The following is a 19,597-nucleotide window of genomic DNA, read 5'->3' on the forward strand; positions in this document are numbered from 1 at the left end:
ATTGACCAAACACTTCAGCAGACTAATATATATGGAAATTCGAATATGGTTATAAGCATGCTACCACATCAATTTTTTAAACTGCTGGCAGATGAAACCCGTGTGCGTTGCTTACGGTTAATCGTGAAAGAGCAATGTCTGTGTGTGGCCGAGCTGACCGAAGCACTGCAGGTCAGCCAGCCGAAAATGTCTCGCCATCTGGCTGTGATGCGCGCCAGCGGGCTATTGGTTGATGTCCGGCAGGGGCAATGGGTGTTCTACCGGTTAACCGAAGAACTGCCCGGCTGGATGCGTAAGCAAATTTACGGACTGGTGGATTCGAACTGCTTAGAGCAGGAATACCAACAGGACAGTGAACGACTCATGGTAATGAAACAACGACCCGTTTGTTGCCAATAATGTAGGAAGAGTTAACTATGACAATCAAAGTAGGTATCAATGGTTTTGGCCGCATTGGCCGTCTGGCACTGCGCGCAGCGTTTGACTGGCCAGAACTGGAGTTTGTGCAGATTAACGATGTTGCCGGTGATGCCGCAACGCTGGCTCACCTGCTGGAATTCGATTCCGTGCAGGGACGCTGGCACCATGAAGTGAAAGCGGAAGGCAGCCACATTGTCATCAATGGCAAAGCCATTCTTACCACACAAGAAAAAGACATTAATGCCGTTGACTGGTCAGGTTGTGACGTGGTGATTGAAGCCACAGGCAAACATCGCAAAACCGAGTTCCTGAATCAATATCTGGCGCAGGGTGTGCAGCGTGTTGTCGTGTCAGCACCGGTGAAAGAAGAAGGCATCGCCAATATCGTGGTGGGCGTTAACGATTATATCTTTAATCCTGAGCAGCACCGTATTGTCACGGCAGCGTCCTGCACCACCAACTGTATTGCGCCTGTGGTCAAAGTGATCCATGAAAAACTGGGTATTGAGCAGTCTGCATTTACCACCATTCATGATTTAACCAATACGCAAACCATTCTGGATGCACCGCATAAAGATCTTCGCCGCGCCCGTGCCTGCGGTATGAGCCTTATCCCTACCACCACAGGTTCAGCCTCGGCTATCGTGGAGATCTTCCCGGAACTGAAAGGCAAAATTAACGGCCATGCAGTGCGTGTCCCGCTGGCAAACGCGTCTTTAACTGACATCATTTTCGACGTCAAACGTGACACCACAGCCGAAGAAGTCAACCAACTGCTGAAAGAGGCTTCACAGGGTGAACTGCAAGGCATTTTGGGTTACGAAGATCGCCCGCTGGTTTCTATCGACTATAAAGGCGATCAGCGCTCAACCATAGTGGATGCTTTATCAACCATGGTAGTGGGTAAGCGCATGGTGAAAATCTATGCCTGGTATGACAACGAAATGGGTTATGCCACCCGCACTGCTGAACTGGTGCGTAAAGTGGGACAGGCTTAAGGGAGCAATGACAATGACACATCCAACCTGGACTTTACCCGTAACCGATACCAGCGCACTGGTACTGACTCCCTGCCCCGGCACCAAAGGCGTTGCTCTGTCAGACAGCCTGACCCAGCTGAAAGCACAAGGGGTACGCGCTGTCGTCACCGCCATCAATAAACAGGAAATGGCTGACAAAGAGGTTGCTGACTTGGGCCAGTTAGTTGAACAAGCTGGCATGCTGTGGGCATATACCCCGATCGAAGACGATGCCGCGCCTGATAGCGAATTTGCGGCACAATGGCAGGCAGTCAGCCCGCAATTGCATAAAATTATTGCAGAAGGCGGCAACATTGCTTTGCACTGTATGGGTGGCTCAGGCCGCACCGGTTTACTCGCCGCGCACCTGCTGCTGGAAATGGGCTGGCCGTTGTCACGCATTATTGAAGACGTCCAGGCGTTACGCCCGGGAGCCTTTACCAAATCGGTACAGGTCGATTACATCCGTCAGGTAGCGTCACAACCATAAACAGTGTTTCGCCGTTTCGCGCCTGTCTGTTTTGCATCGCAGCCAGCAGCCGAAACGGCGAACAATACGAGTGTCGTGTCTATGTTTGCTAAATATTTCTCACAATTCAGCCAGCCGGTTCGCCAGTATATGCTGGTGACCTTTAACTACTGGAATTTCACTGTCACTGACGGCGCGTTGCGCATGTTAGTCGTACTCTACTTTTACGAGCTGGGTTACTCCACCCTCGCCATCGCCTCCCTCTTTCTGTTCTATGAATTTTTCGGCGTAGTCACCAACCTGGTCGGGGGCTGGCTGGGTGCCAGACTGGGTCTGAACCGAACCATGAACATTGGCCTTGGCATGCAAATTGTTGCCCTGCTGATGCTGGCTGTACCCAATCCCATGCTGACGATTCCCTGGGTAATGGCCGCACAGGCAATGTCCGGGATCGCCAAAGATCTCAACAAAATGAGTGCCAAGAGCGCGATCAAAACCCTGGTGCCTGACAACAAACAAAGTGCTCTGTACCAGTGGGTTGCGCTGATGACGGGGTCAAAAAACACCCTGAAGGGCGCTGGCTTCTTCCTCGGCGGTCTGCTACTCAGCGTAATAGGGTTCCAGAATGCGGTGCTGACAATGGCGGGTGTGCTGACGCTGGTATTCGTCAGCAGTATCCTGACGCTGAAAGCCGACATGGGCAAAGCGAAAAATAAGCCCAAATTTGCCGAGATGTTCTCCAAATCCGAAAGCGTCAATATCCTTTCTGCTGCGCGTATGTTCCTGTTCGGGGCGCGAGACGTCTGGTTTGTGGTTGCGCTGCCTGTGTATCTCGGTTCCGTCTTTGGCTGGAATCACAGTGCTGTCGGTGGCTTCATGGCGGCCTGGGTAATGGCTTATGGCTTTGTGCAGGGCTTTGCACCAAAACTGACAGGAAAAGCACAAGGTAAAGTGCCAGACGGGCAAGCCGCCACACGCTGGGCACTGCTGCTGGCCATCATTACCGCAGGTATCGCTTACGGGGTGCAGATTCAATGGCAGCCGGAACTGGTGATCGTCGGTGGACTGATGCTCTTTGGCGCCATCTTTGCAATTAACTCGTCGCTGCACTCGTATCTGATTGTCAGCTATGCCAAAGACGATGGCGTATCACTGGATGTCGGCTTCTACTACATGGCCAATGCTATGGGTAGACTGATAGGCACAGTGCTGTCAGGCTGGATCTTCCAGATTGCAGGGCTGTCCGCCTGCCTGTGGGTCTCTTTCATCTTTTTGGTCCTCACCACCCTGATCTCCCTGAAACTGCCTAAGATTCAGGCTTACCAGATAGTGCCATAACCACCATAATCAGCAGCGAGCCGGCGACTTCAAACTACGGGTAAGTCGGCTCGCTGTCCCCACTCCGCCCAGGAGCCATCATAAACCGACAAGTTTCTGTACCCGCACTGATAAGCCGCCAGTAATCCAATGCAGGCGGTTACGCCTGAGCCGCAGCTGAAATACAGTTTTTCGTCGCCGAACACCTGCTGTTGTGCGAACAACGCCTGCAGTTTGTCTGGGTCTTTATACTGGCCGTCTTCAATAAAAGAGGCGAAGGGAAGGTTTATCGCATGGGGAATATGCCCGCTTCTCAGCTCTGGTCGTGGTTCTGGCTGTTGACCAGAAAACCGCCCAGCGGCACGTACATCAATAATATGATGTTTCGGCAGACCCGCTTTTTCTGCCAGTTCTCGCCAGTCAGAAATCCACCCTGTGCGATACTCACCCTGCCACCCGTTGCCGCTCTCAGGAATGACGGGAGAAGCAACGACAGCCCGGCCTTCTGCGATCCATTTGGGCAAACCGCCATCCAGCACATAAACCTGTTCGTGCCCCATCAGTTTAAACAGCCACCAGACGCGCGGCGCTGAGTAGATACCTTTTGCATCGTAAATGACAATCACAGAATCCGTCTCAATGCCCAGTCTGGAGACTTCTCGCTGAAATGCTTCATATTCCGGTGCGGTGTGAGGCAACGAAGAAGAAGCAGAAAACTGCCGCTCAAGATCAAACACAAGAGCACCGGGGATATACTGCCGTGTGTCTAGGTCGGAATTATCGCCAGTCACACTTTGCATGGTGGCATCGAAGATAACCACTTCCGGCGATCTGCTCTTCCTTTCCAGCCAATATGTTGAAACTAACGCGTTCATCATTCTCCCTCAGGTAAACCCTGCATTGAGTAATTTGCACTCAATTTGAAATCATCAAGCTGAAAAAGGCGATAAATATATAACAGTTACACTAATTTTTAGCCCTTGTTGTGAGGAAACAGTTTCTCACAGACAAAACTGGCAGTTTTCATCATGGGAGCCATTCAGAGACTTTCGGCGATGTATATGCAGCATGCCTTCTTTCAGGCCCATCTTGTAACCTTCATCCAGAGTAGATTTTCGCATTGTTAAACGCTTCACGCTGAAGCTCTCTGGCGGGGCGATGACCCGGATTATGGCATCTTGCGGCGGTTGACGGATGAACTCCAGCGACGCGTTATAGTTATCAGCACGTTTGATCATAGCACTGGCGATCTGGGGTTGACGGACGAAGACTTTTTTCATCATCCAGGGATATTTTGCCGGTTTCATCTGATAGCTCAGTGGATGTGACAAAATCACTGTGATGTCTCTAGCTCCGCGACGGTAGGCTTCCCGCACCGGAATCGAGTCGGCCACGCCGCCATCGGTATAACAGCCACCAGCAAAACAGGGTGTCGCTTTATAAGCAATCGGGAGCGCACTGGTCGCTTCCATGACATCGCTGACATTTAATGGGCTCACGTTGTAATAATCAGCGGTGCCAGTATTAACATTGGTTGCTGCGGCAATCAGTGCGGTTTTCCCGAACAGTTTATGCTGATCCAGCGGATAGAGCCGCAATGATTCATCAATCAGCCACTTCACATCAACCAGGTTGCCTCCTTTCAGGAAGCGAGCGGGATTGTAAAATCGTTTATCCGTCGCTAACTGCGTGATAACGCGATAACTCCGTTTAGGCTGATTCGCCAGATACCCCAATAAGTTGGATGCGCCTGCTGAAACGCCGATGGCCAAATCAAAAGGGTTATAGCTATCGTCCATAAAAGCATCCAGTACCCCGCTGGCAAAAATACCGCGCATCGCACCGCCTTCCACCACTAATGCTGCTTTCTTATTCATAATTTGCTAACCAACTGATTTAAATTAAATAAAGAGTACCTAAAGTTACTCAGGCTGGGTAATTGAAATCACGGATTGTTCAGATAGGAGCAAGCTATGGAAGCACAGCAAGGGCTTGGCCTGATAACATTCTGGATAAATATTAACGTATCCCTTGAGCAAACTCTGAATCTTCACTCAACAGGCTAGGTTTTCCCGAAGGATTACTCTACGATTTCAGACAAACACAGAATAGGGAAGTAACTATGTCTTTTGAAATGCTGGTCGCGCTTGATGTCGCGGACGATGAAATATACGCACAGTACAGACGCGAAATGACCCCCATTTTATCCCGCTATAACGGCAGCTATGGGTATGATTTCAAAGTCTCTGAGGTGTTAATTTCACAGGTGTCTGCACCCATCAACCGTGTGTTCTCTATTTGCTTTCCCAGTGAAGAAATGAAAAATCAATTCTTTAACGACAAAGAGTATATGGCGATAAAGCAGCATTATTTTACGCCATCAGTTCGGGCCACAACCCTCATCGCCAGCTACGAGAAACCAGACAACTGAAACAGGCACTTTTATTGTGCTGTCCAAAACGTTACCGTATCGCCCTTCCGGCAAACAGTGCGGTAAGCAAAACATCAAGCTTGCCGCTCTCAACGAGACAAACATGCGTAAGACCGATAAAAAAACGGACAATCAAATCAGAATATTACTGACAGAAGTGTGTAACCATGCGCTGGAGGCTTACCCCGGCTTTCAGTGGCTGACCCACCTGGTCGATTACTCACACTTTCCTGACAGCCTGAAAGTGGTTTGTGTGTTCGATACCAATGTGAATCTGTCACACTTTTATGATGCTGCGGGAAAGCCTGTACTTGAAGCCTTGATAGTCAAAAAACTGGCAGCAGTTGATATCCGCCTGAACAGGCCGTCTGCCCATATCGCGTATGACACAGAAGAAAATTGCGAACGAGAGAACCAGGGCAAATGGGCGCACCGTTTGGGGTAAGTTGAAAGTCGTTTCTCTATTCGAGCACTGATATCAGGGCTGTGGCATGCAGGGAAGAGCGCCGACCTGAATTGGCAACATGTTGCGTAAGCGCACAAAACTGAAACCACACAGCACGAAATACATGAAAAGTTGCAGTAAATCAGGATAATACGGCCAAATTATTGGTTCTTTATTCGAGTTGACATCCATTGCACGGGAAACAGATGTTTATTAAACAAGCCTGGAACGGTCAGATTGCTGTCTGGAAAGCCGTCGTTTTGGTCAGTTTAGGCGGGCTTGTCTTAACACTTCTGGTCAGTATCGGGGTAAGCCTGGTGCTGCTTTTTCTGGTTAAGTCGGGTGTGATGCATTTCAATCATGTTGCCATCCACACGGTCTTCTTTTCTTTTATTCTTTCCGCATTTGGCGTATTTGCCGTACGTTCACTATGGCTATGTGCAGCAAACCCGAAAGGGAAGATCAGCCATGCACTCGTCAGACTCTGGGCCATCATACTGAGTGCTTACATTATTGCGGTCCTCGCGCACGTTAATACCTAAATTCGTGCGGATGCTGTAAGTGCCATAACTACTACCAGGAGTGCTTCATGTATACAGGCAGTTGTTTATGCGGCGGCGTACAGCTGGCCATTACTGGCAAAATCAGTGATATCATTCACTGTCATTGCTCTTTATGCCGAAAATCGACAGGCTCTGCTTTTGCCACAAACGGGTTTGTAAATACATCAGATTTTACTGTTACCCAGGGGCAGGAATTACTGAATCACTTTGCATTACGGTCTGGCAGACAACGCCATTTCTGCCGTATCTGCGCGTCGCCGGTATACAGTTCCAATACGGCAGATCCCGCCCGCATTCGAATCAGGCTCGGCATTATTGACTCAGAGATCGCCGAAAAACCCATATCGCATAACTTTGTCACGTCGAAAGCCAGCTGGGATAGCCTGGATATCAATCTGCCCCAGTATGAAGCACACGAACCAGGCAGAAAATAACCGGACTCTTCAATGTCCATAAAGAAAGCACCATACAGGCAGGAAAAGTAACGACTATGGCCTCCGCCCAAGATTTTTCAATCAGTCGCCAGTATTTCATCTACAAAGCCGATGAATACACATTATCAAGAATTAAAAATGCGAGAGTAAAAGTAAATACGCTGAAAGATCATCTGTTCAGAGTGATTATTATCGGCATGATCGTTTCCAGCGTCATAGGGCTCATGGAGCCTGCAGGAATCGCTTGGATATTCATGCCGTTCGGGTTTATCACTGGCGCGCTGAGCGCTTTAGCCACTGCACGTAAATATGAACTGCAGATTGAGTTCGAGCATACTGACGAAACCGGGCTTCAGTGGATTAGCGTTGTAAAAGGTCATAAACAAACCGACATGGCGATCTTTTCAGAGCAGGCAGATCAACTCAAGCAACAGATTGCCTGATGGGTAATCGATAAAGCTGGCAGAGGGCTTTTTCTTCACCATTTGCATTGTTTTCGGGCAAGAATGTGAGCCATGACAGATGGCAATCTGCTGAAGTAAAATGATCAACAAAATCAGGCGTTATACTTCTGTTACTGATTTCCCGGGAACAGAGAGAACCTTATGACGCCCCTGCTGGATACACATTCAGACATCAATGAAGCCGCCCTTCGCGCTATTGCCCATATGCCAACGACCAGCTTGCCGGTATTGATGGGCCATGACTTCACAAGCAAATTATCCGATGCTGATTACATGCACATTGCTGCTCTGCTGGCGCAAAAAAGTTACGACGAAGGCGGTTGTCCGATTGGTGCGGTGATCATCAATAACCAAACCGGACAAATAGTTGGCAAAGGCCACAATACGCTGGTTCAGGAAGATCACCCGTACAACCACGGTGAGACCTCTGCCATTCGCGATGCAGGCAGGATAGATTTCAGCCAGACCACCTTGTTTACCAGCCTGAGTCCTTGCGATGTCTGCGCGACGCTCCTGTACATGCGCGGATTCAAGCGGGTTGTCGTCGGCGATATTACCAATGCCTCAGGAAACGAAGATTTGCTGCGGGAAAAAGGGATTCAGGTCGATATTCTGGAAGATAAACAAGGCATTGCACTTTACGCACAATTCCGAAAAGAAAAACCAGAGCAAGATCTTGAAGACTGGAAAGGACTGTGTGCGGTGCATTCGCATTGTGCCTCCTAGCTGACAGATAACCTCATCAATCATCTTTCTGACACAGGAGAACTTCAGTGGACATCATCCGGTGCTGCCAGGCCAGCGATTTAGCAGGTGTATGCGAACTCTACGCAGAACTGCGCCCTCATGACCCCGTATTATCGGAGCCACAGGCCATGAAATGCTGGCAGGATTTACTCAACAGCCCGCACACAAAAATCATTGTTGCTGATATTGATGGCGTGCTGGCATCCACCTGCCAGCTTGGCCTGGTGCCTACCATGACAAACGGGGGTCAGCCTTTTGCCATCATCGAGCATGTCATTACTTCGGCCCAATACAGGCGGCAAGGACTGAGCCAGAAAGTCATCGAGAAAGCCCTCTCACTCGCCTGGGACATGGGATGCTATAAAGTCATGCTGCTATCAGGGGAAAACCGGCCAGAGGCGCATCACCTTTATGAGAAAGTCGGATTTCAGTCAGGTATTGAGCGCGGGTTTGTGATTAAAAATCCTCACATACCTACCCCAGATTGACCTGTGACGATGAGCACAGCGCACGCTTTACTTTCAACAATCCCGCCTGGTTATCAGCTATAACATACGAGGCTGAAACAGGTTACGTTATCTGGATGTCGCTTTGCGCTATTTTAACCGAAAAAGGAAAGTCTCTTGGTAGGAAGAATTGTTGATAAATTGCTGTTTGGCGTCATGCTCATCGCGGCGCTTCAGGTTCCGTTACTGGCCGCTCACTATCAGCAATATCTGGCAGGATTATTTGAAGCCACACAATGGCAAGTCAAGGGCTACGAAAACACCGCCAGACAATACGGTTACCCTGATGTACATGCGATGATTGAGCAACACCTGAACAATCAGGAAGCCAGTGTCAGGGCGGACGCCTTACAGAAACAAGCGACCCTGAGCCACTATCAGGACCTGAAATCCGGCATTGTCGTTTTTGAACAAGGGTCACTGATTGAGAAATCAGTGTACATGTTCACACCTGCACGCTTTGACTCGTTAGAAAAAACCATCACCCATTTCAAACCCGGCATTCCACTCTCGCTCAACGGTCTGATGTTTGGTGCCATCCTGGGATTAGCAGCCAATATCCTGCTTACCCTGCCTTTTAGCTTATTGTTCAGGCGTAAACGTCGGGCAAAGTTCGCCGCCAGACGGTCAGTGATATCGTGATTACATGTGGCAGAAAACGCCAGTTTAGAGTGTCTCAGCACCGAAAAAATGGACAGATAGAGATCAAAAAAGCGCGAGTTCATCGCGCTAGAATCATTTAATGAGAACAAAATGAACTTAACGACTCAACCAATCAGTTGATTAAACTTAAAGTCTATAACCCAATAAGTCGCTGAATACATGGCTGCCAGTAGTGCGGCTGTAAAGCCAATGATCAGTTTTGGCGAAATCACACGCCTCAATGGCCGGCTAATAACAGCAGCCTTCAAATTCACTAACTGTAGCTTCTCCTGATCCTGCAGCCTGTCTTCTTTTATCAGCTGGTAAATGGTCTCTGCAATGTCAGCGATTTTTTCGTTACCACGCTCGACACGACCGAATTTCCCCTTAAAACCAACCTGCAACAGAAAGTATAAAAATTCAATAAGTTGCCTGTAACGTTTGGGATCTTGTCTGAGCCTGTCCAGAATTGTATAGAATTTATCACCACCTGACGTTTCATTATGAAACTCAGCAAGCAGGCTGTGTGTACTCCAATTACTTTTCTCTCCCCACTCCTGGCTGTAAACCGCTTCGTCAACAGCGGCACAGACACAATAACGCATCACCAGCAGCGATGCTCTGTCTGTGTTTGCGAGTAGCAGCCGCTTCTCGGCGTCTTGAATCTCCCTGCTGATTTTCTCACGCAGCAAGGTAGGATCATCTAACCAGGGAATAGATGGAATACAAGTCAGACAGGCCAGTACCCAGGTAAACTCATCAACCAACTGGTTAATACCCAGTTTTTTGATTTCCAACTGTTTTACCGCAATATTGCGTGGTACTTCCGGAGCCGGCATAACCTCCATTGGTTGGCCGGGCTCAGGCTGAAACAGAACGACTGTTATGTCATCATCGAACTGACTCATAATCTGACAGCCCACATTTGCAATTCAATATTCGGGAAATCGCCGGACACATGCATGGCAATGCCGGATGAAGAAGACAATGCCTTCCACTCATCAGACGCCTTATCCAGCTCAAAATACGTAAAGCCGGCATGGTAAGGCAGCTGACGAGGCACCACTGGCATTGCTTTAATGGCGATACCTGGTAACTGGAAGTTTACCAGATCACGAATATTTTCCAGGCTACCCACTTTGACCTGAGAGACAAAGCGAGTATGAAGTACATCCAGTGTAACATCAGCTTTCACGGCAAGGATAAAGGTCGTGGTCTGGATAATCTCACGATCAGCAATATTGGCAACACGCACACCATAGCCTTGCTCTTTCAACACCAGCGGGATTGCCCGCTGCTCTGACATTACAGTCAGGCTGTTGCGGTTCCGGCTGATCAAAGACCACATACAGTCGGTTAGATCTCCATGATTATAAGGCGAGAAAGTCTCAGGACGGCGGGATGAGGTACATAATGTCGCCAGTTCCCCTTCGGCCTGCAGCAACACACGGTACAGCGCTTCAGGATGAACACCTTCCAAACCCGCTAGATGCCAGAAAACCGGCTCCAGCTTGTTCACCACCTGCAGTAGCATAAAATCTGCCACCGAGGATACGCCTTGCTGATCAACCACACCCAGCCGGCTGACTATCGATTCAGCGCGATGTTTTAGCAGAGAAGCAAATTCGGTAACAAACTTTGTCAGTACAGCGGAGGCTTTAATATCAAGGCAAGTGGGAATGAACTTGTCATCAAGTAATACAGTGCCATCACTTTTGACTTCCGAAATTTTCAGAATAGGGATCGACGTGAAAGCCGAACGGTCTTCCGTCTCTAGCATCAAACGGAAATTCAGGCTGCCAACATGAATGGTTGTGGTATCTTCACTGTCGTATAAACAGTCGACCACTTGCTGCTCCTGAAGGCGATAGCGCGCTCCGTCGCCCGCATTGGTATACAGCTCACCCTGCTCAGACGGTAAAGGACAACATAAATACACCACCTTATCTACCGTCGATGTGTCCACTTCCAACATTGCCGGCGCCAAGGCTTCAGAAGGAAAAGCAAACGGTGTACGGTCCTGCAATATCCCTTCCGCAACCGTGACGCCAATTTTGCCCATTTTCAGCAGTTCAGCATTAATTTCTAATCGGCTAATCCCCCAATTTAATGGCGAGCTGAAAGCTGTATACAGACTCACTTGCTGAGAGTGAAAACGGTCCAACTGCTGAAAATGCTGTGGTTTCATGAACATGCCGTCTTGCCAGACAACCGGGTTATGCAATGACATAATGCTTCCTTAGAAATAAATCTGTTCTACGCCTTGTGTACGCTCGACAGACAACACATTATTCACCAGATTCACGTCCAGATAATAACTCTCCCGTTCTTCAATGGTGTGTATAGTCCGCCAACTTGTCCCGTTAATATCCCGGAAAGCGACTGCAAATCCGACGGCACGTGTTTCAGGCTGAAGTTTCAAAAATTCCGTGAGTTCCTGGTCTGGCTCAAGCTGGTACTCATACCGCTTAATATATTCATCACCTAGTGCCGCTTTGTCGTTTTCAAATAATGAAAAGAAATCCAAGCTGCGAAACAGCACAGGTGAAGACAGCTCATAGATGCGTAGAATGGCCGGTGATGATGACCCGTTAGGACGTAAGTTCAGGCTCTTATCGGTCATAATATGCACTTCTACTTCTGCGGTTTCAGGGATAAGCCCGGTGGTGTCCTTAAACTGCTCCCATACTGCGCACCCTGACAGTGACAGTGCGGCAATCAATCCCAAAAAGTAATTACGCATTTTGCTCCTGTAACAATTCTCTGTACTTTGATTCTAAGCTTGCATCAAAGTTATGTTGTTCCTCAGTCCGCCAATTTGACTGTTGTTCCGAAAAGTACGCCTGATACGCTTTCCAGTTCCTTTGGCTTTTCAGCCATCCCCCGCCGGTTATTTGCCTGGCTTCAAATGACGACGGTGACAAAGCTTCCAACTGTTGCTGGAAAATGCTTTCACGCGCCTGAAGTAATCGGGAGCGGTGTGCATCCAGCTCTTCCTGGATATGTTCTATCAACTCATAAGGCTCAAGTATCGACTGCTGGTAAAGCGACATCATACTGTCCAGTAAATGCGGTTTTTCTGCCTCGGATTCACCAGCCATCACCAAAGAACGGTGCAGCTCTGCGTTCAGTGAATCAAGGCACCCTTTTAAACTCAGACCCATTTGACGAAACCAGTTCTCATCACACAGATGTTGCAACTCCGGCGGGATACCTAAACCTTGCAAAAACGCCTGTTCCGGTTGTATATCTGATGTTTCAGATCGCTTTGCGATGGCACCCGCTGATTTGGATTGAGTGGGTTCTTCTGTTACTGAAGGCTGGGTGTATGATGTTAAACGCCCGGCAGGCACAGCTTGTGGGGTAAATTTATCCCCTGGTGATGAAAAGGTCTTCGCTTTTTCTGAAGCCGGAAAACTGCCATCTTCAACATTCCAGTTTTCCGGAATCAGGCTGGGAACATCCATTTCAGAGTGAATGCTCTCACTGTCGTCAAGAATTTGTCGTTGTGTTGCGCTGTAATCAACAAACTGTTTGGGTTCGTCATCTTCAATCAGAGACTCAGCTTCTTCATTCACTTCCTGAAGATAAGAAAGCGGTTCGGTAGAATCCGCTTTATCATCTTGGGGCAGGAACAGCTCTTCTATCGTTCCCTCTCCTAACATTTCAGATTCAGGAGGGAGGATCAGATTTAGACTGTCGACAGGATCATTGCTTTTCATGTCCGGCATAATATCTTCTGCCAGATTAATGTGATGCACCTCATTCTCAAATCCGGCACTGAATTCATAGCGTCCCATCGAAATAGAATCGCCTTCCTGCAGGACTGTCGGCTGACTTTTCAGCGCACGCTTACCATTGATAAAAGTACCATTAGTGCTGATATCATTGAGATAATATTCACCGTTATAACAGGTGATCAGGGCATGAGTCGCCGATAGATATTTATTATGATCATCAAGATGGAAAACACTCTGAGCACTACGGCCGATTGTTCCGCCCTGACTGTCAAATTCCATTTGCTTTGCCCCGACATATTCTTCCGGGGCACTGTTCACTTTGAGAATGAGGGTTTTGTGCGTCATAAACGATCTTAGAATAGAAACGATAAGGAAAATTCTACGCCGCCAAGACCATCATTGACCGGCACGATCAGCGTCGCCTGAGGAGCAATCTGCAAATGCGCATCAGGGTTACTGCCCATTTTTATCACCATTCCGGCATTAAGCAGTAAGCTGGCTTCGAACGCATTATTATCAGGTAGCTGAGTACCGTACTTGAATTCATCAGCATCGACATGCCAACGTTCACTGTACTCGCTATAGGCCAGTGATATACCCGCGCCAAGGTAAGGCGTCAGCCAGCTCGCCAAGGGAATAGCGTACTGAGGCAGTACACGAAACTCATAATTGGTGACTTCCTGATAAACACCATTCTGGGGTGCAGGAATACTGTCCGCGAAATAATTCAGGCCAAACCACCAGCGCCAGCGGGCACTGTTATCATCGATAGGCCGTGTATGTACCAGTCCCCAGCGAAGACTTTGGTTCTCACCCGACTCACCTTCCTCGGCAGTCGACGTAAAATCATAGTATGCGCCAGTGACACCAAAGCGTTCACCTTTGGCAGAGGCGAAGGAAGTATGAATTAAACAATAAGCTATACAGGCTACTGTAAGAAGACGAGGCATAATGTTCGCTTTCTCTAATTTAAAAACACCTGAAAGATAAACGCATAAAAATATGAATTCAAGGCTTGATTGACGCTATCTTTAAATAAGTCATTTTTCCTATTAGATCTGTCATTTTCACTGTATGAGATTGCGAATTGACAGAAAAATACAGACGTGACCGGTCTGCAAAGGCCTCTCACTAAAACGCCAAACAAATCAATAAAAATTGTGAGATACTCCTCCAAAAAAATACAAACAGAAGAAAATTAAGCACAACTCTAATATATTGAATGGAAGTCACAAAAAAGAAGATGAATGATAAATAAACCTCCCCACACTCATGTTAATAAGACTCAATAACTCATCACTTAACTATAAAAGATATTAAAAAACATAATCTTATCCATAAAAATGAACACAAATTCGTGAGCAGATATTTATCTGTGATCTTTATCCAGCAAAGTCGGCATTCATTTAGTTTAGTATAATTCTTCCGATTACAATGCATTGCACATGAATGTCATAACCGTGTTAAACACACCTAATTTGTGGCAACTAACTGCAGGAAACGACACATTACCTGGCGCCTGACTACATCATGGCGAAAGCACATGAAGGAGTTAATAAAGCTTAAAATTAGTCCGCCTTATTTTTTAGCATCTACTAATAAACTAAACATTAAGTTAGCGAGCAAGAATGCACTTCATGCCGCAGTAACTCCTTTACTCATAATTACAAGTTTCGAAGTTGGCTATAAAACAATGAAATTCACTGATATTGCACTCAGACCAATATCGGCACAATTGCCTGTTGGTCATGACCCGAAAGAGCTCGATCTCTTTTCTGACTTAAAAAGAAACGTAAATCGATTAAGCAGTTTTGTCTCTCCAGCACCATGGAAAGAGATTTATACCGCTTCCGAATTGCTTCTGACCCAGCACAGCAAGGACTTTCGCTGTGCCAGTTACTACTGCGTCTCTGCCTGCCGTATTGACGGATTAATGGGAGCGGTTAATGGACTCAATGTTCTCAATGATCTGTCCATCGTCTACTGGCACACTGCTTTTCCTGCAGTCAATAAACCGAATGCACGCATCCAGTCTTTTGACTGGGTGGCAGAGCAAATGCCATTGGCACTGAGCAAAATTAAAGTATCACTGAAGGATCTCCCCTTAGTGGAAGCCGGCCACCACCTTGCTCTGAATATTGAGCAGGAACTTCAGCGTCAATTGGGGAAACAAGCCCCATCGCTGGGTCCGGTTCGCAGACAGTTTACTGAATGGAAAGATCAACTTGATGAACAGGCCGAAAAAGAATTAGCCAAACAAAAACAGCGTCAATTGCCAACGCCAGCCCCAGCACCAGAAGTGACAAGTCAACCAGCTGCTGAGCAGCCACCTGTCAAAAAACAGGCGGCAATACGCACTCTGCCGGCCTGGTGTTACTGGTTGGCCACAGTGTTTACACTGGGTTGCCTGGTATTTTCTATTGTCGCAGTCCGGCAATACCTGTACCAGCGTGATATTAAAACTGCAACTGCAGAGCAACTGGAAAGTATTACATCAAGGCTTATCCAGGCGGAGCCCTATTTCAAGCACAGGCTCAAAGAAGAGGTTCTGACCAGAACCCATGATCTGCTGATGGACTGGACAGCTTTTCCTGGACGTGTCTATGAGCACCAGACACTGGAAGAGCTGGCAAATAACGTCAATACACTCTATCCAGACTCCATTGCAGCCAAAGAGTCTGTGAGCCAGTATCGGGCAGGTAAAGCGGCGCTGGCTCAGGATTATTTGCTCATCAACGACCAGTTCAAACGAGCCAGAACTATCATAGCTAACGCAGCACTAGTCGATGACAGTGAGAATATTTCAGCGGCCTACCGATTTAGTAATACCCTTTTTCCATTCCTTGGTCGCCTTGATTATTTGGAGAAAGGTCACATAAACCATGACGATATTTTAAAAGCACAAAAAACCTTGAGTGCCTATCAATATCGCCTTATGGAACTCACACATAATTTCGAAAATAAAAACCAATAAAAATTATTCAGGCAGGTTATATCTTGATTAGTAAACTCAAAACGCCAAGAGTATTTATCATACTCTCAGCAGTGCTGCTTTCGGTGATGTATGGCTTATTCTCATATTTCATTATGGCTTTTCCTGTCAGTCATTACCTGACATGGGGGCCAGTGGTCTTCATCTTTAGTGTAGCAATCTTGCTTCTGATCGGTTACGAAGTAAAAAAACGCAAATCACGCTCTACCAGTGATATAGAAACAGAAGAAGAAACCTTGAAGGGGCTATTATCTTCTTTGCTGAAGAGTTCCAGTCATAAGCCTATTTACTTACTGTTGGGCAACAAAAAGTCAGGAAAGACATCGCTCCTGACCAGTTCTCATGCCATTAAACCCATAGATCAGAAAAATACGCTGCAAACTGATTACTTTGTCTGGCATGAGTCAGAAAAGGCGATATACATCAAACCGGCTCCACGTCTGATTTATCAAGATACATCGAATACAGATCAAACTCTCTGGAAAGCGTTTCTGGAGAAAATTGTCAGTGTTAAGCCCCGCAAACCATTTGCAGGAAGCCTGTATGTGGTGGATCTTGAATTTTTGATCACTCAAGAAGAGTCTCAGCGCGAGTATATCCTGGATATTATCAATACCCGCCTCAGCGACATCACAGGGATGACCCATACAGCCTTACCTGTGTATGTTTTCCTGTCGAAAATCGACAAACTGAAAGGCTTCAAAGAATTTGTTTCTCTCAGTCCGCTGAAAATGCAGCTTGAGCACCTTTCAATATCACTGAAAGATGCCAAAGGTACACTCAATGACGCCTTTGACAGCGGCTTTTACGCTATTCTGAGCAAGATGGAACAAAGCACGCTTGACTGTGCCGCGATGGAGCGCTCACTGGTCAACAACAGTGCACTGGTGACCTTTCCGAAACAGTTCGAGCTTTGTCATAGAATCATCAGGGATACCCTGAACAAAGTGCGGCTGGAAAAGGACGGATTTCACCTTGTTGACCTGCGGGGTCTTTACTTCACATCCAGCCATCAAGGTGGCCGAAAATACAACCTGCTCGCCAAAGGATGCAGTAATTATTTCAATGTTCCAATGATTGCGTCCGAACACGACCAGTTATCAGAGTCACCTCTGTTCACCCGCTTCATTATTGATGAGCAGGTGCTGCCAGAGGCAAACTTTGCCGGTGAAAACAAACGCCACCTGAGGCAACTCATACGCAGAAGCCATATGACGATGGCCGCTTGTGTCACTTTACTCAGTGTAAGTGGTTACTATTTCTTTACGACCACGCAAAGCAATATTTCCATTATCAACCAGCTTCTGGAAGTCGCTGATAATAAAAGTGATGATCACGAGTTCGCCAACCTGAAAAACCAGTTTGCCGTAACATCGAACGGTATTTTGCCTCTTTATCAGGCCTGGACCAACGCCAGTTATCTTCTGGACAAAAAGCTGATCGATATAAATGTCGATAAACTGGATCAGACGACACAGATTGCCTACCGGCATTTACTTGACAGCATTCACCTGCAGCTGTTGCCGCTGGTAGAAAAGCATATCCAACGGAAACTGGCCAACAGCAACCTTTCACATCAAGACAAGCTCCATTTACTGAAAATGTATCTGATGCTGAATGAAGCGGACAAACGCGATTACAGTTTCCTTCTGAAATCAATTTCGCGTCTGCTCACGGATGATTTCGGCTCAGAGGGTGCATACGCCAACATACCTCAATATCTGGCGGTGTACTTCAAAACCAACTTCCCGCCTATTGAGATCAACTGGGATCTGGTTCGTACTACACGGCGAGATCTGCTGTCCCAATCCAAAGTGGATATTGCCTACAGCCAGATTCTCAACAGTGGCAGAGATGCCGATCTCGGCCAGCTCAGCATTCCAAGAGCAATAGGTTTCAATTTTGGTGAAATTTTTGATAATGAAAAAAGCAATCTTAATGAACTGAACATCAACAAAATTTATACCGCAACCGGCTTTACCACTTTCTATCGCCCTTTATCGGAGTCTTTATCGCACGATTTGATTGCCGACAACTGGGTGCTGGGTTTGTCAAATAACACTCTGCCGTCGGACGAAGAGCTTAAAGCCTTTCAGGCCAAGGTGCGCCGCAAATATACTGACGACTATATCAATGTCTGGCGTACAGCCATTAGCGATTTACGCTTTAAGCAGTATGACAACATAGTTGAAATAACCAATGCGATTGACACTCTGTCAGGCCCGACATCGCCGTTAAGCACCATACTGAATCTGTTGTATACCAACACCAAATATTCGCCAGAAGCTGGTGCACTGGCTCAGATGACATTGAAGGATGAACGCCTCAACCAAGCGGTAGATCTGTTAAAAGACTCGGCAGAGAAAGTGATCGAGCCTGACTATGAGTTGATGAAAAGGGTCGAAAAAGCTTTTGCCGTTATCAATACCCTGCAAACCAGTGAAACAGAAAACTCACAAGCTCCGTGGGATCAGGTAATCAGTTCGCTCAGCAATCTGCGAGCCTATCTGAAACAGATCACCGATGCGCCAAATGTACAGCAAGCAGCCTTAATAGCCGCCAAAGCCAGAATGCGTGAAACCGCGGCGGATCCCATTGTTCGCTTGAAGCAGGTCGCTCAAAAAGCGCCCGAACCTGTAAAAAGCTGGCTGAATGAAATCGCCCATCAGGCGTGGGCTGTCTTGCTGGCTGAATCACAATTGGGTATTCAGGAGTTATGGACCAGTAATGTCTACAGTAAATTTGAACTTGTTGGTCAGAACAAATATCCGTTCACCAAACATGCTGAAACTGAGATTTCGCTGACCGATTTCGAAGAGTTTTTTGCTGCGCAAGGCACCCTGGACAGCTTCATTGATGACACGCTTTCGCCTTTCTATGACACAAATTTGTGGCAGGCCAAACGTGTTGATGGCGAAACATTGCAGCTATCGCAAGAAATGATCACCCAGATGAAGAACTACACCATGATCAAGAATGTGCTTTTCGATCCCACGTCGAACAAGTTCAACATCGATTTCAGTTCACGCTTTATCGATCTGGATTCCAGCGCAATACGGGCCAGCCTGAACTTCGGTGGTGAAAGTCTGGATTATTACCATGGCCCGGCAAAGAGTAAGCAGTTTGTGTGGCCACCGGAAAGTAACGAGTTTTTCGTGAACGTCAACATTCAGGACATCACGTCCAGCGGCGAGCAACACAGAAAAGCAAAGGAAGGGTTTTGGTCCATTTTCCGACTGTTAAATGAGTCGCAGCTCGAGCCTACATCGGATGGTGGATTCAACGCGGACATTCTTGTTTCAGGGCGACACATGACGGTAAAAATCAAACCGTCTAACTCTAATAATCCGTTCCTTTTACAAGAACTGTATAACTTCTCTGTTCCAAGAGATATCCAATAAGTTGGTA

General features: G+C 47.3%; 21 protein-coding genes. 14 read left to right on the plus strand and 7 right to left on the minus strand.

What is annotated here, in order from left to right:
- Positions 1 to 57 precede the first annotated feature (57 nt).
- The 4 genes from IFO68_RS02730 (at position 58) to arsJ (ending at position 3,246) form a co-directional block, all read left to right on the plus strand.
- The gene (locus tag IFO68_RS02730) at positions 58 to 399 is read left to right on the plus strand and encodes an ArsR/SmtB family transcription factor (protein ID WP_192014425.1); all 342 of its coding nucleotides are present in this window, start codon (positions 58 to 60) and stop codon (positions 397 to 399) included.
- 17 nt (positions 400 to 416) lie between these two features.
- Positions 417 to 1,418, plus strand: coding sequence for an ArsJ-associated glyceraldehyde-3-phosphate dehydrogenase (locus IFO68_RS02735; RefSeq protein WP_192014427.1), 1,002 nt, complete (start codon positions 417 to 419; stop codon positions 1,416 to 1,418).
- 13 nt (positions 1,419 to 1,431) lie between these two features.
- Positions 1,432 to 1,929, plus strand: coding sequence for a cyclin-dependent kinase inhibitor 3 family protein (locus IFO68_RS02740; protein WP_192014429.1), 498 nt, complete (start codon positions 1,432 to 1,434; stop codon positions 1,927 to 1,929).
- A gap of 81 nt (positions 1,930 to 2,010) precedes the next feature.
- Complete coding sequence (gene arsJ, locus IFO68_RS02745; RefSeq protein WP_192014431.1) at positions 2,011 to 3,246, plus strand: organoarsenical effux MFS transporter ArsJ; 1,236 nt, start codon at positions 2,011 to 2,013, stop codon at positions 3,244 to 3,246.
- 29 nt (positions 3,247 to 3,275) lie between these two features.
- Here the strand turns inward: arsJ and IFO68_RS02750 are convergent, their stop codons facing one another.
- Positions 3,276 to 4,103 carry a sulfurtransferase gene (locus tag IFO68_RS02750; RefSeq protein WP_192014433.1) on the minus strand — a complete coding sequence of 276 codons (828 nt, stop codon included), beginning with the start codon at positions 4,101 to 4,103 and terminating at the stop codon, positions 3,276 to 3,278.
- A 123-nt stretch (positions 4,104 to 4,226) separates the two neighbouring features.
- Positions 4,227 to 5,102, minus strand: a complete 876-nt coding sequence (locus IFO68_RS02755; protein WP_192014435.1) for a patatin-like phospholipase family protein — start codon at positions 5,100 to 5,102, stop codon at positions 4,227 to 4,229.
- A gap of 245 nt (positions 5,103 to 5,347) precedes the next feature.
- Between IFO68_RS02755 and IFO68_RS02760 the strand changes: the two genes are divergently transcribed.
- The 8 genes from IFO68_RS02760 to IFO68_RS02795 all read left to right on the plus strand — a co-directional run bounded on the left by IFO68_RS02760 (position 5,348) and on the right by IFO68_RS02795 (position 9,457).
- Entirely contained in the window at positions 5,348 to 5,656 is a 309-nt protein-coding gene (locus tag IFO68_RS02760) for a DUF1330 domain-containing protein (protein ID WP_192014437.1), read from the plus strand.
- Between the two features lie 103 nt (positions 5,657 to 5,759).
- The gene (locus IFO68_RS02765; protein ID WP_192014439.1) at positions 5,760 to 6,101 is read left to right on the plus strand and encodes a Fis family transcriptional regulator; all 342 of its coding nucleotides are present in this window, start codon (positions 5,760 to 5,762) and stop codon (positions 6,099 to 6,101) included.
- A 206-nt stretch (positions 6,102 to 6,307) separates the two neighbouring features.
- Complete coding sequence (locus IFO68_RS02770) at positions 6,308 to 6,643, plus strand: hypothetical protein (protein ID WP_192014441.1); 336 nt, start codon at positions 6,308 to 6,310, stop codon at positions 6,641 to 6,643.
- A 47-nt stretch (positions 6,644 to 6,690) separates the two neighbouring features.
- Positions 6,691 to 7,098, plus strand: a complete 408-nt coding sequence (locus IFO68_RS02775) for a GFA family protein (RefSeq protein WP_192014443.1) — start codon at positions 6,691 to 6,693, stop codon at positions 7,096 to 7,098.
- A gap of 56 nt (positions 7,099 to 7,154) precedes the next feature.
- Entirely contained in the window at positions 7,155 to 7,541 is a 387-nt protein-coding gene (locus tag IFO68_RS02780; protein WP_192014445.1) for a hypothetical protein, read from the plus strand.
- 162 nt (positions 7,542 to 7,703) lie between these two features.
- The gene (locus IFO68_RS02785; RefSeq protein WP_192014447.1) at positions 7,704 to 8,288 is read left to right on the plus strand and encodes a nucleoside deaminase; all 585 of its coding nucleotides are present in this window, start codon (positions 7,704 to 7,706) and stop codon (positions 8,286 to 8,288) included.
- A gap of 47 nt (positions 8,289 to 8,335) precedes the next feature.
- Entirely contained in the window at positions 8,336 to 8,797 is a 462-nt protein-coding gene (locus IFO68_RS02790; protein WP_192014449.1) for a GNAT family N-acetyltransferase, read from the plus strand.
- A 135-nt stretch (positions 8,798 to 8,932) separates the two neighbouring features.
- Positions 8,933 to 9,457, plus strand: coding sequence for a DUF2937 family protein (locus IFO68_RS02795; protein WP_192014451.1), 525 nt, complete (start codon positions 8,933 to 8,935; stop codon positions 9,455 to 9,457).
- A gap of 125 nt (positions 9,458 to 9,582) precedes the next feature.
- On the opposite strand, the gene icmH is transcribed toward IFO68_RS02795, so the two are convergent.
- The 5 genes from icmH to IFO68_RS02820 are packed head-to-tail and all read right to left on the minus strand — an operon-like array spanning position 9,583 to position 14,147.
- Entirely contained in the window at positions 9,583 to 10,365 is a 783-nt protein-coding gene (gene icmH / locus IFO68_RS02800) for a type IVB secretion system protein IcmH/DotU (protein ID WP_192014453.1), read from the minus strand.
- Positions 10,362 to 11,687 (minus strand): type VI secretion system baseplate subunit TssK, encoded by a 1,326-nt coding sequence (gene tssK, locus IFO68_RS02805; RefSeq protein WP_192014458.1) that lies wholly within the window; start codon positions 11,685 to 11,687, stop codon positions 10,362 to 10,364. Before tssK ends, icmH begins: the two co-directional genes overlap by 4 nt.
- Positions 11,688 to 11,696: 9 nt before the next feature.
- The gene (gene tssJ / locus IFO68_RS02810) at positions 11,697 to 12,200 is read right to left on the minus strand and encodes a type VI secretion system lipoprotein TssJ (RefSeq protein WP_192014460.1); all 504 of its coding nucleotides are present in this window, start codon (positions 12,198 to 12,200) and stop codon (positions 11,697 to 11,699) included.
- Entirely contained in the window at positions 12,193 to 13,542 is a 1,350-nt protein-coding gene (locus IFO68_RS02815; protein ID WP_192014462.1) for a type VI secretion system-associated FHA domain protein, read from the minus strand. The genes tssJ and IFO68_RS02815 overlap by 8 nt, the downstream gene beginning before the upstream one ends.
- Before the next feature lie 8 nt (positions 13,543 to 13,550).
- Positions 13,551 to 14,147 (minus strand): hypothetical protein, encoded by a 597-nt coding sequence (locus IFO68_RS02820; protein ID WP_192014464.1) that lies wholly within the window; start codon positions 14,145 to 14,147, stop codon positions 13,551 to 13,553.
- Positions 14,148 to 14,740: 593 nt separating this feature from the next.
- Here IFO68_RS02820 and IFO68_RS02825 point away from each other — a divergent pair.
- Positions 14,741 to 16,171: a type VI secretion system ImpA family N-terminal domain-containing protein gene (locus tag IFO68_RS02825; protein WP_192014466.1), complete on the plus strand. Its 1,431-nt coding sequence runs from the start codon at positions 14,741 to 14,743 to the stop codon at positions 16,169 to 16,171.
- 23 nt (positions 16,172 to 16,194) lie between these two features.
- Positions 16,195 to 19,590 (plus strand): type VI secretion system membrane subunit TssM, encoded by a 3,396-nt coding sequence (gene tssM / locus IFO68_RS02830; RefSeq protein ID WP_192014469.1) that lies wholly within the window; start codon positions 16,195 to 16,197, stop codon positions 19,588 to 19,590.
- Positions 19,591 to 19,597: the final 7 nt, after the last annotated feature.

This window comes from Photobacterium arenosum, assembly GCF_014841115.1.
In the GTDB taxonomy this organism is placed as follows: domain Bacteria; phylum Pseudomonadota; class Gammaproteobacteria; order Enterobacterales; family Vibrionaceae; genus Photobacterium; species Photobacterium arenosum.

What these genes read in the sequence shown, in the direction of transcription:
- icmH (WP_192014453.1), bottom strand. Translation starts at nt 10,365, where the DNA reads ATGAGTCAGTTCGATGATGACATAACAGTCGTTCTGTTTCAGCCTGAG.
- IFO68_RS02765 (WP_192014439.1), top strand. Translation starts at nt 5,760, where the DNA reads ATGCGTAAGACCGATAAAAAAACGGACAATCAAATCAGAATATTACTG.
- IFO68_RS02825 (WP_192014466.1), top strand. Translation starts at nt 14,741, where the DNA reads ATGAAGGAGTTAATAAAGCTTAAAATTAGTCCGCCTTATTTTTTAGCA.
- IFO68_RS02775 (WP_192014443.1), top strand. Translation starts at nt 6,691, where the DNA reads ATGTATACAGGCAGTTGTTTATGCGGCGGCGTACAGCTGGCCATTACT.
- IFO68_RS02785 (WP_192014447.1), top strand. Translation starts at nt 7,704, where the DNA reads ATGACGCCCCTGCTGGATACACATTCAGACATCAATGAAGCCGCCCTT.
- IFO68_RS02755 (WP_192014435.1), bottom strand. Translation starts at nt 5,102, where the DNA reads ATGAATAAGAAAGCAGCATTAGTGGTGGAAGGCGGTGCGATGCGCGGT.
- IFO68_RS02735 (WP_192014427.1), top strand. Translation starts at nt 417, where the DNA reads ATGACAATCAAAGTAGGTATCAATGGTTTTGGCCGCATTGGCCGTCTG.
- IFO68_RS02730 (WP_192014425.1), top strand. Translation starts at nt 58, where the DNA reads ATGCTACCACATCAATTTTTTAAACTGCTGGCAGATGAAACCCGTGTG.
- tssK (WP_192014458.1), bottom strand. Translation starts at nt 11,687, where the DNA reads ATGTCATTGCATAACCCGGTTGTCTGGCAAGACGGCATGTTCATGAAA.
- IFO68_RS02740 (WP_192014429.1), top strand. Translation starts at nt 1,432, where the DNA reads ATGACACATCCAACCTGGACTTTACCCGTAACCGATACCAGCGCACTG.
- IFO68_RS02780 (WP_192014445.1), top strand. Translation starts at nt 7,155, where the DNA reads ATGGCCTCCGCCCAAGATTTTTCAATCAGTCGCCAGTATTTCATCTAC.
- IFO68_RS02770 (WP_192014441.1), top strand. Translation starts at nt 6,308, where the DNA reads ATGTTTATTAAACAAGCCTGGAACGGTCAGATTGCTGTCTGGAAAGCC.
- IFO68_RS02815 (WP_192014462.1), bottom strand. Translation starts at nt 13,542, where the DNA reads ATGACGCACAAAACCCTCATTCTCAAAGTGAACAGTGCCCCGGAAGAA.
- arsJ (WP_192014431.1), top strand. Translation starts at nt 2,011, where the DNA reads ATGTTTGCTAAATATTTCTCACAATTCAGCCAGCCGGTTCGCCAGTAT.
- IFO68_RS02750 (WP_192014433.1), bottom strand. Translation starts at nt 4,103, where the DNA reads ATGATGAACGCGTTAGTTTCAACATATTGGCTGGAAAGGAAGAGCAGA.
- IFO68_RS02760 (WP_192014437.1), top strand. Translation starts at nt 5,348, where the DNA reads ATGTCTTTTGAAATGCTGGTCGCGCTTGATGTCGCGGACGATGAAATA.
- tssJ (WP_192014460.1), bottom strand. Translation starts at nt 12,200, where the DNA reads ATGCGTAATTACTTTTTGGGATTGATTGCCGCACTGTCACTGTCAGGG.
- IFO68_RS02820 (WP_192014464.1), bottom strand. Translation starts at nt 14,147, where the DNA reads ATGCCTCGTCTTCTTACAGTAGCCTGTATAGCTTATTGTTTAATTCAT.